Origin of the sequence: Aestuariivirga sp. (genome assembly GCF_020252405.1) — a bacterium.
GTDB lineage: Bacteria > Pseudomonadota > Alphaproteobacteria > Rhizobiales > Aestuariivirgaceae > Aestuariivirga.
Window position 1 is genome coordinate 1 of sequence record NZ_JADCDA010000025.1, and the last position, 14,716, is coordinate 14,716.

General features: G+C 65.7%; 17 protein-coding genes and 1 tRNA gene. 9 read left to right on the forward strand and 9 right to left on the reverse strand.

Features of this window, described 5'->3' with window-relative positions:
- The first annotated feature begins 225 nt into the window (after positions 1–225).
- Complete coding sequence (locus tag IOC69_RS05075) at positions 226–1,740, forward strand: DUF1254 domain-containing protein (protein WP_290542453.1); 1,515 nt, start codon at positions 226–228, stop codon at positions 1,738–1,740.
- Between the two features lie 259 nt (positions 1,741–1,999).
- Here IOC69_RS05075 and IOC69_RS05080 read toward each other — a convergent pair whose 3' ends face one another.
- Positions 2,000–2,428 (reverse strand): YidB family protein, encoded by a 429-nt coding sequence (locus tag IOC69_RS05080; RefSeq protein ID WP_290542454.1) that lies wholly within the window; start codon positions 2,426–2,428, stop codon positions 2,000–2,002.
- Positions 2,429–2,571: 143 nt separating this feature from the next.
- Here IOC69_RS05080 and IOC69_RS05085 point away from each other — a divergent pair, with 143 nt between their 5' ends.
- The 6 genes from IOC69_RS05085 to IOC69_RS05110 all read left to right on the forward strand — a co-directional run bounded on the left by IOC69_RS05085 (position 2,572) and on the right by IOC69_RS05110 (position 7,970).
- Complete coding sequence (locus tag IOC69_RS05085; protein WP_290542455.1) at positions 2,572–2,832, forward strand: GlsB/YeaQ/YmgE family stress response membrane protein; 261 nt, start codon at positions 2,572–2,574, stop codon at positions 2,830–2,832.
- Positions 2,833–2,939: 107 nt separating this feature from the next.
- A complete protein-coding gene (locus IOC69_RS05090; protein WP_290542456.1) occupies positions 2,940–3,239 on the forward strand; it encodes a virulence factor in 300 nt (99 codons plus the stop codon).
- A complete protein-coding gene (locus IOC69_RS05095; RefSeq protein WP_290542457.1) occupies positions 3,236–4,195 on the forward strand; it encodes a methyltetrahydrofolate cobalamin methyltransferase in 960 nt (319 codons plus the stop codon). The genes IOC69_RS05090 and IOC69_RS05095 overlap by 4 nt, the downstream gene beginning before the upstream one ends.
- 59 nt (positions 4,196–4,254) lie before the next feature.
- Entirely contained in the window at positions 4,255–6,297 is a 2,043-nt protein-coding gene (locus tag IOC69_RS05100) for an ASKHA domain-containing protein (RefSeq protein ID WP_290542458.1), read from the forward strand.
- 235 nt (positions 6,298–6,532) lie between these two features.
- A complete protein-coding gene (locus IOC69_RS05105) occupies positions 6,533–6,781 on the forward strand; it encodes a hypothetical protein (RefSeq protein WP_290542459.1) in 249 nt (82 codons plus the stop codon).
- Positions 6,782–6,872: 91 nt separating this feature from the next.
- The gene (locus IOC69_RS05110; protein ID WP_290542460.1) at positions 6,873–7,970 is read left to right on the forward strand and encodes a Xaa-Pro peptidase family protein; all 1,098 of its coding nucleotides are present in this window, start codon (positions 6,873–6,875) and stop codon (positions 7,968–7,970) included.
- Between the two features lie 70 nt (positions 7,971–8,040).
- On the opposite strand, the gene IOC69_RS05115 is transcribed toward IOC69_RS05110, so the two are convergent.
- The 6 genes from IOC69_RS05115 to IOC69_RS05140 all read right to left on the reverse strand — a co-directional run bounded on the left by IOC69_RS05115 (position 8,041) and on the right by IOC69_RS05140 (position 11,604).
- Entirely contained in the window at positions 8,041–8,481 is a 441-nt protein-coding gene (locus IOC69_RS05115; protein WP_290542461.1) for a hypothetical protein, read from the reverse strand.
- Between the two features lie 29 nt (positions 8,482–8,510).
- Positions 8,511–8,957 carry a low molecular weight phosphatase family protein gene (locus IOC69_RS05120; protein WP_290542462.1) on the reverse strand — a complete coding sequence of 149 codons (447 nt, stop codon included), beginning with the start codon at positions 8,955–8,957 and terminating at the stop codon, positions 8,511–8,513.
- 9 nt (positions 8,958–8,966) lie between these two features.
- Positions 8,967–9,464: a UPF0262 family protein gene (locus IOC69_RS05125; RefSeq protein ID WP_290542463.1), complete on the reverse strand. Its 498-nt coding sequence runs from the start codon at positions 9,462–9,464 to the stop codon at positions 8,967–8,969.
- Between the two features lie 140 nt (positions 9,465–9,604).
- On the reverse strand, positions 9,605–10,045 hold the full coding sequence (locus tag IOC69_RS05130; RefSeq protein ID WP_290542464.1) for a DUF2948 family protein: 441 nt from the start codon (positions 10,043–10,045) through the stop codon (positions 9,605–9,607).
- A gap of 8 nt (positions 10,046–10,053) precedes the next feature.
- Positions 10,054–11,340: a UDP-N-acetylglucosamine 1-carboxyvinyltransferase gene (murA, locus tag IOC69_RS05135; RefSeq protein ID WP_290542465.1), complete on the reverse strand. Its 1,287-nt coding sequence runs from the start codon at positions 11,338–11,340 to the stop codon at positions 10,054–10,056.
- A 90-nt stretch (positions 11,341–11,430) separates the two neighbouring features.
- Entirely contained in the window at positions 11,431–11,604 is a 174-nt protein-coding gene (locus IOC69_RS05140; RefSeq protein ID WP_290542466.1) for a hypothetical protein, read from the reverse strand.
- 94 nt (positions 11,605–11,698) lie between these two features.
- Between IOC69_RS05140 and IOC69_RS05145 the strand changes: the two genes are divergently transcribed.
- Positions 11,699–11,773: transfer RNA gene (locus IOC69_RS05145), tRNA-Thr, on the forward strand.
- Between the two features lie 121 nt (positions 11,774–11,894).
- Positions 11,895–12,248, forward strand: coding sequence for a hypothetical protein (locus IOC69_RS05150; protein WP_290542467.1), 354 nt, complete (start codon positions 11,895–11,897; stop codon positions 12,246–12,248).
- Between the two features lie 48 nt (positions 12,249–12,296).
- Here the strand turns inward: IOC69_RS05150 and IOC69_RS05155 are convergent, their stop codons facing one another.
- Both IOC69_RS05155 and IOC69_RS05160 read right to left on the reverse strand, forming a co-directional pair.
- Positions 12,297–12,746 carry a molybdenum cofactor biosynthesis protein MoaE gene (locus tag IOC69_RS05155; protein ID WP_290542468.1) on the reverse strand — a complete coding sequence of 150 codons (450 nt, stop codon included), beginning with the start codon at positions 12,744–12,746 and terminating at the stop codon, positions 12,297–12,299.
- A 31-nt stretch (positions 12,747–12,777) separates the two neighbouring features.
- The gene (locus tag IOC69_RS05160) at positions 12,778–14,544 is read right to left on the reverse strand and encodes an AsmA family protein (RefSeq protein WP_290542469.1); all 1,767 of its coding nucleotides are present in this window, start codon (positions 14,542–14,544) and stop codon (positions 12,778–12,780) included.
- Positions 14,545–14,716: the final 172 nt, after the last annotated feature.

A 14,716-nucleotide genomic window follows, 5' to 3' on the forward strand; every position in this document is an offset into this window, starting at 1 on the left:
AGAATTGGACTCGTGGGCCCCCCACCCCTACCCCTCCCCACGAGGGGGAGGGAAATCCTAGTGGAGTCAATTGACCGCCCGCCGCTTTAAAGGATTTTCAGGTCAAGTGGACACCGGCTGACCGTCGAAAATGCGACAAAACAAATAGATAAAGCAGGTTTCGATTCCACTGAACCGAAACCTGCTCTATTGTGCCGCTCAGGGTTAAACAGGAGGATCGACAGCATGACGAAACGATTGGCATTTGCCGCCGTGCTTCTGGGCGCCATGGCCGGGGCGCTGGCCTTGCCGGTGCAGGCCGAAACTTACAAGATGAGCACGCCCATTGCGCCTGGCGTCGCCACGCCGGATTCGATGGACTCCTCGATCGGCCCCCTCAAGCTCCGCGACGGCTTCCCGACTCCCGAAACGAAAGAGAAGATCTGGGACAATCTCGACCGCTCGCGCGCGCTGCAGGCCTATCTGCTGGCCATTCCCATCGTCAACCAGGCGGGCATGCGCGACACGCTCCTGAAGTTCGGCCCGGTCAACCGCACCAACGTGATCTGGGAAAACCTCGTCGATCCCAAGACCGTCGAGCTGACCGCCAATGACAACACCATCTACAGCTTCATGTGGATCGACACCAGGCAAGGCCCGGTGGTGGTCGAGATTCCGCCGAGGGTGCTGGGGACCATCAATGACTTCTGGTACAAGTGGGTGGTCGATGTGGGCATCACCGGCCCTGACAAGGGGGCTGGCGGCAAATACCTGATCCTTCCGCCGGGCTACACCGGCGAGGCGCCGGAAGGCTATATCGTCGTCCGCCCAACCACCTATGGCATGTGGACGGTGTTCCGCTCCTTCCTGGTCGATGGCAAGACGGGCCCTGGCGTTGAGGATGTGAAGAACAATCTCAAGATCTATCCGCTGGCCGATGCCGCCAGGCGCACGCCCGCAACACTGGTGAATGCCTCCGGCATTCCGTCCAACTTCGTCATGCCCACCGACTATTCCTTCTGGGAGCTGCTGAACCAGGTGATTCAGGAGGAGCCGCCCGAGGGATCGGACCCGACGACACTCGGCCTCTTCGCGTCGATCGGCATCGAGAAGGGCAAGCCCTTCAACCCCGATCCGCGCATGAAGGCGATCCTCACCGATGCCGCCAATATCGGCGCGGTCACGGCGCGGGCGCTTGCCCTCGACATCCGCGGCCGCGACGCCTTCTTCTATCCCGACGGCAAGAGCAGCTGGCGGCTGCCCTTCTTCGGCGGCTACAAGTTCCAGTCCCAGCCCGGTGTCTCGAACCTTGATGGCGCGGCCTTCTATTATTTCTTCGCCACGGGCGTGACGCCCGCGATGGAAGAGAAGATGGTGGGCAAGGGCTCGCAATATCCCTGGACCGCGCTCGATGCCGACGGCAAGCCCTTTGACGGCGGCAAAACCTACAAGCTCACACTGCCGAAGAACGTGCCGGTTGCCGATTTCTGGTCGGTCATCGTCTATGACGTCCAGACCCGCTCGATGCTGCAGACCAACCAGGCAGCACCCAGCGTGTCGAGCCAGAACAAGGACGTGAAGGTCAATGCCGATGGCTCGGTTGACATCTGGTTCGGCCCGAAGGCTCCGGAAGGCATGGAGAGCAACTGGGTCGAGACCATTCCCGGCAAGGGATGGTTCATGATCCTCCGCCTCTACGGCCCTCTGGAACCGTGGTTCGACAAGACCTGGCGTCCGGGCGAGATCACGCTGCGGCAATAGCTCCACACCCAAACGTCATCCCGGCGTTCCATTTGCGCCGGCACCCGAAGCTGGACCTGGCCTCAGCCGGGGTGACGCCAAGGAGGAGGCCAGGGCATGATCCGCAAAAGCGGAGCCGCTTTTGCAACAAGATCATGCTCAAGCTTTTGATCTGTCGCATGTTCCGTTCGGGCGGTTCCGCATGAACGGAACCTGCTCTGTCTCTTTGTTTGGTCGCATTTTCGACGGTCAAGCGGCGTCCGCTTGACCTGAAAGTGTTTTAAGCGGCGCCCTCGCGCGAGGGGGACGGCAGGCGGCCTTCCGGGGTCATGTGATCCACCGCCTCCGGCAGCACCTGGGCCAGGCGCTTCACCAGCTCCGCGCGGGAGAGGCCTGTCTGCTGCGCCAGCCGGTCGAGCAGGTCCGGCCCCAGGGCCTGGTCCATCTCGTTCTCGTCCACGGGTTCGTTCCGGCCGGTCGAGACCCAGCTCTCGGCCTTCTGGCCCAGGCCGGAATTGCGGAAATGCTCGATCAGGTCGCTGAGGCCACCGCTGGCGGCGGCCCCGGTGTCGCCGCCCGGCGCGGGCGGCGCCGCAGCCCCCGGATTCTGCAAGTTCCTGACGAATTCCCCGATCTTTTCGCGGTTCTGATAGCCGGCGACGGCCACCAGGCCCAGCAGCGCGGCGATGGAAGGCATGCGGTTCGACATGAGACGCTCCTGATGTGTGCCCGCCAAGAGTTGACCGTGGCCGGCAGGGATTGCAACTGTTAGTTTGACGATCCGGGGACGGGCAGGTTCATCCCGCCGTCAAGCAAGTCCGGTACTCATCGCAACACACGGAGGGAAAAGCGGTGTTTTACATCATAGGCACGATTGTTATCGGTTTCTTGGCAGGTGTCGTCGCCAAGTTCCTTGTGGGGGGCAAGAACGAGCCGTCGGGTTTCGTGCTCACCGCCATTCTCGGAATCGTGGGCGCTTTCGTCGCCACCTGGCTGGGCCAGGCCATCGGCTGGTACGGGCCGGACGAGGGAGCGGGCTTCATCGCCTCGATCATCGGCGCGATCATTGTGCTGGCGGTCTGGGGGGCGATCGCCAAGAACCGCGCGGGCTGAGCCGGAAAGCTGGCTGAAAAGGGCGGGACGGGGCTTCGCCCCGCCCTTTCTCCATGTCGTTTTCAGGCTATCGGTTCGGTTTCGGACCGGGCATACAACCGGCCATCATGGCCAATCTCATCGTCACCTACTGGCGCGACATACCTTCCGCGGTTTCGGTCAAGGCCGGCCGCAAGGAGGAAAAGCGCATGCTGGCCGACCGTTTCCAGGAAGCGATCGACATGGCCGCCATGCGGGGCGGCGCCTCCGACACCGACAGCTATCTCGCCGACTGGCGCCGGGCCGAGCCCGTTCCGGTGGGTGACGACCTTGCGGCGGAGGTCGAGAAGGCCAGGGCCGGGATCGAGGCGGCCTTCACCCAGGACAGGCTCAAGACCCTCATTGCCAACGGAGGCAAAGCCCAATGACCCACACCCTCGTCGCGTCCGCCACGCGTGAGCACATCATCGGTTTCGACCGTCCCTTCACCGTCATCGGCGAGCGCATCAACCCCACGGGCCGCAAGAAGCTCGCCGCCGAGATGCAGGCCGGCAACTTTGACACGGTGATCAGGGACGCGCTGGCCCAGATGGAGGCCGGCGCCCATATTCTTGACGTCAATGCCGGCGTCACCGCGGTGAACCCCAATGAGTCCGAGCCGCCGCTCATGCGCCAGACCCTCGAGATCGTGCAGTCGGTCTGCGACCTGCCGCTGTGCATCGACAGTTCCGTCTCCTCCGCCCTCAAGGTGGGTCTTGAGACCGCCAGGGGCCGTCCGCTGGTGAACTCCGTGACCGGCGAGGAAGAGAAGCTCGAGGCCATCCTGCCGCTGGTCGCCAAGTACAATGTCGCCGTGGTCGCCATCTCGAACGACGAGACCGGCATCTCGGAAGACCCGGACGTGCGCTTCGCGGTGGCGAGGAAGATCGTCGAGCGCGCCGCCGACCACGGCATCAAGCCTCATGACATCGTGGTCGATCCGCTGGTCATGCCGATCGGCGCCATGGGTACGGCCGGCCAGCAGGTGTTCCGCCTGGTGCGCCGCCTGCGCGAGGAGTTGAAGGTCAACACCACCTGCGGCGCCTCCAACATTTCCTTCGGCATGCCGAACCGCCGCGCGCTGACGGGCTACTTCCTTGCAATGGCGGCGAGCCATGGCATGACCTCGGCCATCATGAACCCGCTGCATGACGAAGACATGCACGCCATTTTCGGCGCCAATGTGCTGAACGGCACGGATGCGCACTGCAAGTTCTGGAACAACAAGTTCCGCGATATGGCCCCCGCGCCCTCGACCGCCGCGCTGCCGCCCGGCGAGGCAGCGCCAACGGCCGAGGAGCTTGCCGCCCGCCGCGCCGCGCGCGAGGCGCGCCGCCGCCGCTGAGACGCTTGCTTCCCCCTCCCCTTGCGCGTGGGGGCGCCATTCGTGAGGAGCCGTCCGCAATGACCGAAACGAACCCTCTCATCGTCTTCACGCCTTCGGGCAAGCGTGGCCGCTTCCCCGTGGGCACGCCGGTTCTTCAGGCCGCGCGCGCCTTGGGGGTCGACATCGACTCGGTGTGCGGCGGGAGAGCGATCTGCGGGCGCTGCCAGATCGATGTGGGCGAGGGCAGCTTTGCCAAGCATGGCATCGCATCAGCCGCCTCGCATGTTTCGGGCATCACCGGGGTCGAGGAGCGCTACGGCAAAATCCGCGGTCTGCCCCAGGGCCGCCGCCTCTCCTGCCAGACGCGGATCATGGGCGATCTCGTCATCGATGTGCCGCCGGAGAGCCAGGTCCACAAGCAGGTTGTCCGCAAGGAGGCCGACACCCGCGCCATCGAACTCGATCCGGCCACCCGCCTGTGCTTCATCGAGGTCGAGGAGCCCGACATGCACAAGCCGTCCTCCGACCTCGAGCGCGTCTACAAGGCGCTGAAGGATCAGTGGGGCATCGACAATCTCTCCTGCGACCTCCCGATCGTCTCCGACCTGCAGAAGACGCTGAGGAAGGGCGAGTGGAAGATCACCGCCGCCGTGTTCAGCCGCGCGCCCGGCGGCGGCAACCGACTCGCCGCCATCTGGCCGGGCTTTCATGACAAGGCCTTTGGGCTCGCCATCGATGTGGGCTCGACCACGATTGCCGCACACCTCACCGATCTCTCGACCGGCGGGGTCACGGCCTCGGCCGGGCTGATGAACCCGCAGATCCGCTTCGGCGAAGACCTGATGAGCCGCGTCTCCTATGTGATGATGAATCCGGGCGGCGAGAAGGAGATGACCGCCGCCATCCGCCAGGCGCTGAACACGCTGGCCGAGGACGTGGCCAGACAGGGCGGCATCGAGCTCAGTGACATTCTGGAAGTCGTGCTGGTCGGCAACCCCGTCATGCATCACCTGTTCCTGGGGATCGATCCGGTCGAGCTCGGCGGCGCCCCCTTTGCGCTCGCCACCGGCCTCGCCGTCACCTGCCCGGCGAAGGCGCTTGACCTGCGGCTCAACCCCGGCGCCTGGGCCTATGTTCTGCCCTGCATCGCCGGCCACGTGGGCGCCGACACGGCGGGCGTGGTGCTTTCCGAAGCCCCGCATGAGCAGGACGAGATCATGCTGGCCGTGGACGTCGGCACCAATGCCGAGATCGTGCTGGGCTCCAGGGCCCGGCTGCTTGCCTGCTCCTCACCCACCGGCCCCGCCTTCGAGGGCGCGCAGATTTCGTCGGGCCAGCGGGCCGCCCCCGGCGCGATCGAGCGCATCCGCATCGACCCGGGGACGCTGGAGCCGCGCTATAGGGTGATCGGCTGCGACAAGTGGTCGGACGAGGAAGGCTTCGAGGAGGCGATTGCGCAGACCGGCGTCACCGGCATCTGCGGCTCCGGCATCATCGAGGCGATCGCCGAGATGTATCTCTCCGGCGTGATCAATCAGGATGGCCTGATCGACGGATCGCTGGCGGAGCGTTCGCCGCGCATCGAACCCCACAGGCGCACCTTCAACTATGTGATCCGCGCCCCCAGGGAAGGCGGCAACGAGCACTGGATCCGCGTGACGCAGAATGACGTGCGCGCGATCCAGCTCGGCAAGGCGGCGCTCTATGCCGGCGTGCGCCTGCTGATGGACAAGCTTGGCATTGAACAGGTCGGCAAGATCCGTCTTGCCGGCGCTTTCGGCAGCCACATCGATGTCAAGTATGCGATGATTCTCGGCCTTATTCCGGATTGCGATCTTTCCAGGGTGCAGAGTGCCGGCAATGCCGCGGGCACCGGCGCGCGCATCGCGCTGCTCAACAAGAAGGCGCGTGACGAGATCGAAAGCGTGGTGCGCCGCATCGAAAAGATCGAGACGGCGGTGGAGCCGATGTTCCAGCAGCACTTCGTCGAGGCGATGGCGATCCCCCACAAGACTGCGCCTTTCCCGCAGCTGTCGAAGGCCGTCACCTTGCCGCCGCCGAAGGATGTCGTCACGGCCGGTGATGACGGTGCGGAGCGCCGGCGCCGCCGCCGTGGCTAGGGTAGGTTCCGCAAAAGTGGAATCGCCTGGCCGGATCATGCTCCAGATCAAAAGTCTGAGCATGATCTTATCGCAAAAGCGGTTCCACTTATGCGGATCACGCTCCAGTCAGCTGCCTGCGCGGTGAAGATAACTTGGGATTGCCTTGAACCGCTCTTCAGGCTAAGCAAGCGGGTATGACAGCCTGGGCGTCTGGGTTGTTTACCGCCATTCTCCAGACAAAACCGGAAAGATAATGCCACTTTCGAAGAGACAGATTGCACATCTCAACAAGATCATCGCGACAGCCCGGAGGATGCTCGACACCGCGCATCTGGAGGACGGCCGGGCCGGTGGCGCGGTAAGGCGCCGCCGCCGCTCGTCAGTCGAGACCGGGAAGATGCGCGCCGACATTCTGGCCAAGCGCGCCAAGGGCGTGCCGGCCGCCAAGCTCGCCGAGAAATATGGCGTCAGCACTGCTTACATCTACATGATGAAGGAATAGCGGGGCGTCCTCCGCAACTTGCTGGAGTCAAGCGGCGTGACGTGGCTTGCGAACAGCGCGAAGATTCATTTCTGCCACGGGGTGCAACCCGATGCTTGAACCGCTGATGACGGTGCTCGCACGCACCGGTCTCGACGCCGTCGTGCTGGTGCCCGGCGCCAATTTCCGCCGCGTCTTCCGCAAGGACTTCCACCAGATGGAACGGCCGCTTGCGGTGATCGTTCCGCGGGAAGGTTCAGCCGTTGCCGTGGCGCCCCAGCTCGAAATGGGGTCATTCGCGCCCATCGGCTTTCCCGGCAAGGTGTTCCCGTGGCGGGACGAACAGGGCTACATGGGCGCCTTCATGGCCGCGGGCGAAGCCCTTCCGCAGCTGCGCGAGGGCACGCGAGTGGGCGTCGAGGGCCAGCGCATGCGGGTGTTCGACCTTTTTGCCCTGCAGCAGGCCCTGCCAGGCGCGGAATTCGTCGACATTCATGGCGAGATATCGAAGGTGCGCCTGCACAAGACGCCTGAAGAGGTTGAACTGCAGCGCAAGGCGATCCGGATTTCCGAAGCAGCCCTTGAGGCAACTCTCGCCGAGGTGAAGGTCGGCATGACGGAGACGGAAGTCGAGCGCATCCTGCTGCGCAACCTGTTCTCGCAGGGTGCCGACGGTCTGTCCTTCGCGCCGATCGTTGCGGCGGGCGATAATGCCGCGAAGCCCCATGCCCATGCGCGGCCGGACTACCATCTCAAGCCCGGCGACGCGCTGCTGATCGACTTCGGCGGCGCCTGCCAGGGCTACTGCGCCGACATCACGCGCACCTTCTTCGTCAGGGAAGTGTCGGACTACGACCGCGCCTTCTACGAGACGGTGCTGGCGGCCAACGCGAAGGGCCGCGAGGTTTCGCGCCCCGGCATCACCGCCTCCGACGTCGATGACGCCGTGCTCACGGTTCTCGAGCAATCGCAATTTGCGCAGTTCGCACGCCACAAGACAGGCCATGGCCTCGGCCTTGACGTGCACGAGGCGCCGCAGATCATGCGCGGCAACAGGGATTTGCTCGAGCCCGGCATGGTCTTCACCATAGAACCCGGTCTCTACCGCGAGGGCGAGGCCGGTGTGCGCATCGAGGACGATGTGGTGGTGACCGAAAACGGAATCGAGTGCCTGACGAGCTTCCCGCGGGAGCTGCGGATTGTGGGTTAAATCATGCGCCAGATCAGAGGCTTGAGCATGATCTTATCGCAAAACCGGTTTCACTTTTGCGGATCACGCTCTAAATCTCACCCCACTGCGCGTTGTCGATCTCCAGACCCTGTGCCGCGGCAAGGCCCAGCTTTTCCCCGTAGGGATTTTTGTGGCGCTCGCCGCCGACCGCGAATGACGGGTCCACCGGGCAGCCCAGCCCGACGTTCCCGCGCACCGCGAAAGGCAGCATGTAAAGGCCGTGGCGGACGTTGCGCAGGAAGGCGCGGCCATTGGCGGCGACGTGGCGCATGATGGCGGGCGCCAGGAAGGCGCAGGAGACATGCTGCAGGTCGAGGCCCAGCGCATCGCGCGTCAGCTCCAGCGTGTGGCGCTGGTCCTTCAGGGCCTCGCCGAGAATCTTCACGCCGGAATAACCGCAAGCCTCAAGCCAGACGGTGGCCCACGCGATCTCGGCGGCGTCAGGGAGGTCTCCCAGCTTTTTCGTAAGTTCGGCTTCGGCCGTCTGCATGTCGAGGCGCATAAGGGAGCAGCTTATACTTAAACCCCGCGCGCGGCAAAGGAACCGAAGCGCTGTTTGATGCGCCGGACCAGCTGGTCGCGCACGTCGCGGTAACTGCCGAGGATCTGCTCGCGGCTGCCGGCCGTGATGGAGGGGTCGAGCGTCGGCCAGTATTCGGCATCGATGGCCATGGTGCGGGTCATTTCCAGCGCGCGGTGGTGCGCCTCGGGGGAGAGCGAGATGACCACGTCGAAGCTCGAATCCTCCAGGTCGTCGAAGCCCTGAGGCCGGTGCTTGCCAAGGTCGATGCCCATCTCGTCCATGACCGCGGCGACGAAGGGATCGGCCGATCCGGGCCTGACGCCGCAGGAGGCGATAAAGACGCGCCGGCCGTAAAAATGCCTCATGATGGCGGCGGCCATCACCGAACGGATGACGTTCTGCGTGCAGGCGAAGAGGACGGCGCTGGGAAGATCTCCCGCCATCTCCTGAACCTAGCCCCGCCAGTGCAGGACGCAGACAAGGGTGAAGAGGCGGCGCGCCGTGTCGAAGTCCACCTCCACCTTGCCGTTGAGCCGCTCCCTGAGGAGTTCACTGCCCTCGTTGTGAAGCCCGCGGCGCGCCATGTCGATGGTTTCGATCTGGCTTGGCGTGGCGGTGCGGATCGCCTCGTAATAGCTTTCGCAGATCAGGAAGTAATCCTTCACGATGCGGCGGAAGGGCGACATCGACAGGCCGATCAGCGTGAGGCGTTCCGCCGCGTTGTTCAAGACGTCGAGGATCAGCCGGCCGTCGGCGGTGGAGAGCCTGAGGCGGTAGGGGCCTTCCGGCCGGCTGAGCAGCGTGAAGCTGTTCTCCTCCACCAGATCATAGATGGCGACGCGGCGTTCATGTTCGGCTTCGGGCGATGGGCCGGGGCCTATGGTCGCGTCGAGCTCGACGGCGCAGAGGCGGGTTTTCGGTTTTTCCGTCATGAGGGGAGGATAAAGCATTTTCAGGTCAAGTGGACACCGGTTGACCGTCGAAAATGCGACCAGACATCGTCATTGTGCAGGTTTCGAGCCCACTGAACCGAAACCTGCTCCGGCCGGGGGAGGGCCGGAGAAGCCAGGGCGGCGGTGAAAGGCTGGCGTTACGCCGGGTCTTCTTCTTCCCCGTCCCCGATGCCGTGGCGCGGCACGGCGATCGCCGCCCAGGCCGGCCCCAGGTCCGTCATCTGGCATTCCAGGCATTCGACCGAGAGCCGGATGGTGGCGCCTTCGGAAAAGCTCAGCAGCACCTCGCCCGAGGGCGCATCGCGCTCGGCGAAGGTGACGGAGAGGAGCGAGAGCACCTCGTCCTTCTCGAGGCGGTTCACGTGAAGCGTCCTGACGCCAAGCACGCGGTCGAAGCGGAGCCCGGTGCGGCGGCGCTGCGGCGTGTCCGCATCGTCCCAGGCGAAGCGGTTGGCGAGCAGCACGAACTTCTTGCGCTTCGGATCATAGCTCATGTCGCCCGCCAGCAGGACGGCGTCCTGCATCTGGGCGGAGACGATGGCAAGGTCCTCGGTGTCGAGCGCGGAGAGCCGGAGCATCGGATGACTCAGCCCGAGATGCGCGCCACGTCGGCGCCGCAGGCGGAGAGCTTTTCCTCCAGCGTCTCGAAGCCGCGGTCGAGGTGATAGACGCGGCTGATCATCGTCTCGCCCGCCGCCGCAAGTCCGGCGATGACGAGGGAGACCGAGGCGCGCAGGTCGGTGGCCATCACCGGCGCGCCGGTGAGCTTCCTCACGCCGCGCACTTCCGCGGTGTCGCCGTGGAGGTGAATGTCGGTGCCAAGACGCGCCAGCTCCTGCACATGCATGAAGCGGTTCTCGAAGATCGTCTCGCGGATCACCGACGTGCCGGTGGCCATGGTCATCATCGCCATCAGCTGGGCCTGGCAATCCGTGGGGAAGCCGGGGAATGGCTGGGTGTCGACGCGCACCGGTTCGAGCGCCGCTCCGTTGCGGTAAATCCGCAGGCCGTCGTTCTTCACGTCGATGCTCACGCCGGCCCGCCGCATGACGTCGATGACGGCGCCAAGGTGGCTGGCGTCCGCGTCCTTCAGCAGCACGTCGCCGCCGGTCATGCCCACGCACATGGCATAGGTGCCGGTCTCGATGCGGTCCGGGATCACGCTGTGCCCGGCGCCCGAAAGACTGGTGACGCCCCTCACGCGGAGTGTCGCCGTGTGGATGCCCTCGATCCTCGCGCCCATCTTGACGAGGCAGGAGGCGACGTCGCCGATCTCGGGTTCCGACGCGGCATTCTCGATGGTGGTGTCGCCATGGGCGAGCACGGCGGCCATCAGGGCGGCATGGGTGGCCCCCACCGAGACCTTGTCGAAGACGATGTGCGCGCCCTTCAGGCCCTGCTTCGCCGTTGCGATCACATAGCCGTTCTCGATGGATAATTGCGCGCCGAGTTTTTCCATCGCCATCAGGTGCATGTCGACGGGCCTGGTGCCGATGGCGCAGCCGCCCGGGAGCGACACCCTGGCCTCGCCGCAGCGCGCCAGCAGCGGACCCAGCACCCAGAAGCTCGCCCGCATTCTGGAGACAAGCTCATAGGGCGCGGTGGTGTCGACGATGTCCGCGGCGGAGAGGTGCATGACGTCGCCCATGCCGGTCTGGCCTGCGCGCTTTCCCGCCACCGTGATGTCGACGCCATGGTTCTGCAGGATGCGTTGCAGCAGGCGCACATCGGCCAGGCGCGGCACATTGGACAGGGTGAGCCTGCCCGGCGTGAGAAGCGACACGATCATCAGCGGCAGGGCCGCGTTCTTGGCGCCCGAAATCGGAATGCTGCCGTTCAGGCGGCTGCCGCCGCGGATGCGGATACGATCCATCAAGTCTTCCCCTGCCCGGCAGGCCGTCCGGGAATCATCCCCGCACAGGTCCAACCTGCCCCGGTCTGGCGGCTAACAAGCACACATGGCTCAATTGCGGCAACCACCGTCCTCAGGCGGCGTTTCCGGGCTGTCCTCCGCCGCCGGGCGGTCCACCGTCTGGGCCGCCGCCTGGGCCTTCGCCTTGCGCCTGGCGATATTGGCCTTCAGCGCCTTGGCCAGGCGCTGCTTGTGGGCGTCGGAAGAGGGCTTTTCGGCGGCCATGACAGGCTTTTCCGCCACCGCGCCGCAACCGTCAAGCGACGGGGTTGCGCTGGCCCTCCCGCTGTGGCATGTGTCCGCCCGCTCCACACAGCGCGCTGCCGTAGCTCAGTGGTAGAGCACTCCCTTGGTAAGGGAGAGGTCGGGAGTTCAATCCTCCCTGGCAGCACCATCGTCGATCAGGACATGGGTGCCTTGAAGGCAGTGCTCCCTGACGTTGTTTAGAAGGCCGCGCCCTGTGATCCCGTTTGGCGGTGGCGGCGTAGTCGGCTTTCAAACATGGGAGGACGGACATGAGGGCGGTCATTTCGGCGGGTGCGGTGTTTTTTGCGGCGGTGAGCCTTGCCCAGGCGGGGACGATGGCCACTGGCGAGCAGATATCCGCCGCGATATCCGGAAACACGGTGCAGGGCAGCATGATCGCGTCCGGCGCCTATACCGAGTTCTATGGCGCTGACGGCGCGATCAGGGGCAAGGGCTATTCCGGCAAGTGGCGGGTGAACGGCGATACCATGTGCTTCCAGTATGGCCAGGACCCCGAGGCATGCTGGCAGGTCAGGCTCGACGGCGATCAGGTGACCTGGGTGAAGGGCGGCAAGGATGATGGCGCCGGCGCCATTGTGAAGGGCAATCCCAACAATTTCTGATCCCAACAATTTCTGAAGCCGCGCCGGGCAGCGCCGCCGCGGCGCGCCTCACTCCGTCCAGCGCTGTGCCGCCTCGTCGTCGCTGTCCCTGGCGGCGACCCAGCTGGCGCCCCGGTCATTCTCCTCGAGCTTCCAGAAGGGCGCCCTGGTCTTCAGCCAGTCGATGAGGAAGTGGCAGGCCGCGAAGGCGGCCTCGCGGTGGGCCGAGGCGGCGATGACCAGCACAATGTCCTCGCCCGGCTCAAGCCGGCCATAGCGGTGGACGATCAGCGTCGCGTCGAGCGGCCAGCGGCGCTGCGCCTCGGCCTCGATCTCCGCCAGCGCCTTCTCGGTCATGCCGGGATAGTGCTCGAGCGTCATGGCCTTGACGTCATTGCCATCGGACAGGTCGCGCACCGTGCCGAGGAACATCACCGTGCCGCCGATCGCGGCGCGGCCCTGCCTGACAAGGTTCAGTTCATGGCCCGGATCGAAGGGCTGCTGCTGGACGCGGATCATGGCTCTGTCATGCCCCGGCTGCCGTTGCGGTTCAATTGCCCTGCAGCGCCGGAACGTCCTGCAGCCGCGCGAAGCCGCCCTCCGGATTGCCGAGGATGTCCGGAATGTCCGGGTATATGCGGGGCCTGGCCCACAGGCCCTTGGCAATCACCGGCACGGGAAGCAGCGGCTGGCCGTTGACCGCGGCGGTGGCCGAAACGGTCAGCCCCTGGCGCAGCACGTCGAGAATGCCCTCCGCGCTGACGGTGAGGCCGGGACCCTCCATCCTCAGCTCGCGGAACGTGAAGATGCCGTCCTCCACGCTCGCCTCGCCATTGAGGCTGTCGAAGCCGGTGACGCCGGGGGCGGCCTGCCAGCTCTCGATGATCTGGTGCCTGGCCGCGAGGAACAGGCCCGCGAGATCAACCCCGGCGATGCGCCCTGCCGCGATGCCGATGCGCGCCGTGCCCTTCAGCGTTCCCAACAGCTCCTCCTGCGTGGCGCCGGTGGCCTCAAGGTCCGCCACCAGGTCGCCCTTGCCGGTGATGTGGCGCGCGCCGGTGAGGGCGCCGAGCAGCGGCTGCACCGGCGTGTCCCCGGCATCGAAGCTCAGCGAGACGCTGGGCGGCAGCACGGTGGCGTCCGCCTTCACGCCGATGTCCAGCGTGCCATTGGAGTCGATCCGCGCGGCCAGCGTGGCATCGAGCTTGCCGCCGGCGAGCTTGACGACGATTCTGCCGGGTCCTGCGGCAATATCGGCATAGCGCAGGTTGCGCGCCTCCAGGCTCAGCTCCGCGTCAATGCTGCGGAGCAGGTCGAAGGGCAGCGGCAGCCGGCCCCAGTCGCCGCCCGTTGCCCCGGAGGCGGGAATGGCGGCGTCGAGCCAGAACGTGTCGGCGGTGAGGCTGGCCTGCAGCCTGGGCTGGTCGTTGCGGAGGTCGACCGCGATCTCGCCCATGGCGAGCAGGCTGCCGATCGCCAGCGTGGCGTTGCGGATGGCGAAGGCCCGGCCGGCGCTGTCAAGCGCGCCTTCGATGGCGATCGGCCCTGGCGGATTGGCGGTCTCCGGAAGCGGCAGGCCGAGCAGGCGCAGAGCCGGGCCTGGCGTGGCGCCCGACAGGCTGACGGGGCCGGCGAGGCTCAGCACCCTGGCGGTGGCCAGCCGGCCGCTGAAACTGGCGGTTCCCTCATTGGCCGAAAGGGCGAGCTCCAGCGGCGAGCCATCGGCATTGACGCGGGCCAGCGATTTGAGGTCGGCATCCACCCGCACCAGCCGGCCGTTGATCACCGCGCTGCCGGCGAAGGAGGCGCCGCCGTCAGCGCGCAGTTCGAGCAGGCCATTGGCATGGTCGACCGACATGCTCTGGCTGTTGCGGGCGTCGAAATAGCGCAAGCGCGCCTGTTCCAGGCTCAGCCGCACGGGGCTTGCGGGCGGGCCGCCGGACATGTCCCAACTGGCCTCGCCACGCTCGTTGATGAGCAGCGCCACCTCCGCGCCATCGAGCGTGATCGCGGAGACGTCCGGCCTTGCGCCGAAGAGCTGCGGAAGCGTCACCGGGATCGTCGCCGACCGGGCGGTGATGAAGCTGCCGTCATCCGGACCAGCACCGGAGAGCGCCGCGTCATCAAAGCGCACCGCGAGCGGCAAGAGCTGAAGCCGCGCGCCGCCGTGGAAGCTGACGTTGCGGCCCAGCTGCTGCTGGGCAAGTGCGGTGAGCCCGCCGGCCACGACACGCGGCGCGACGAGCGCGAAAGCGGCCACCGCCAACGCCACCAGGCCAAGCGCCGCCCCACCTGCAATCAGCCGTCGGTTGTGCATCGGAAACTCCTGAAATCGCACCGCTTTTGGGCGGGACTTGCGGCCCTTTCGTGACGGGACCAGAGCAGGTTTCGGTCCAATGGACCCGAAACCTGCTCTGTCTATTTGTTTGTCGCATTTTCGACGGTCAACCGGATTCCACTTGACCGGAAAATGCTCCAGAGCAGGTTTC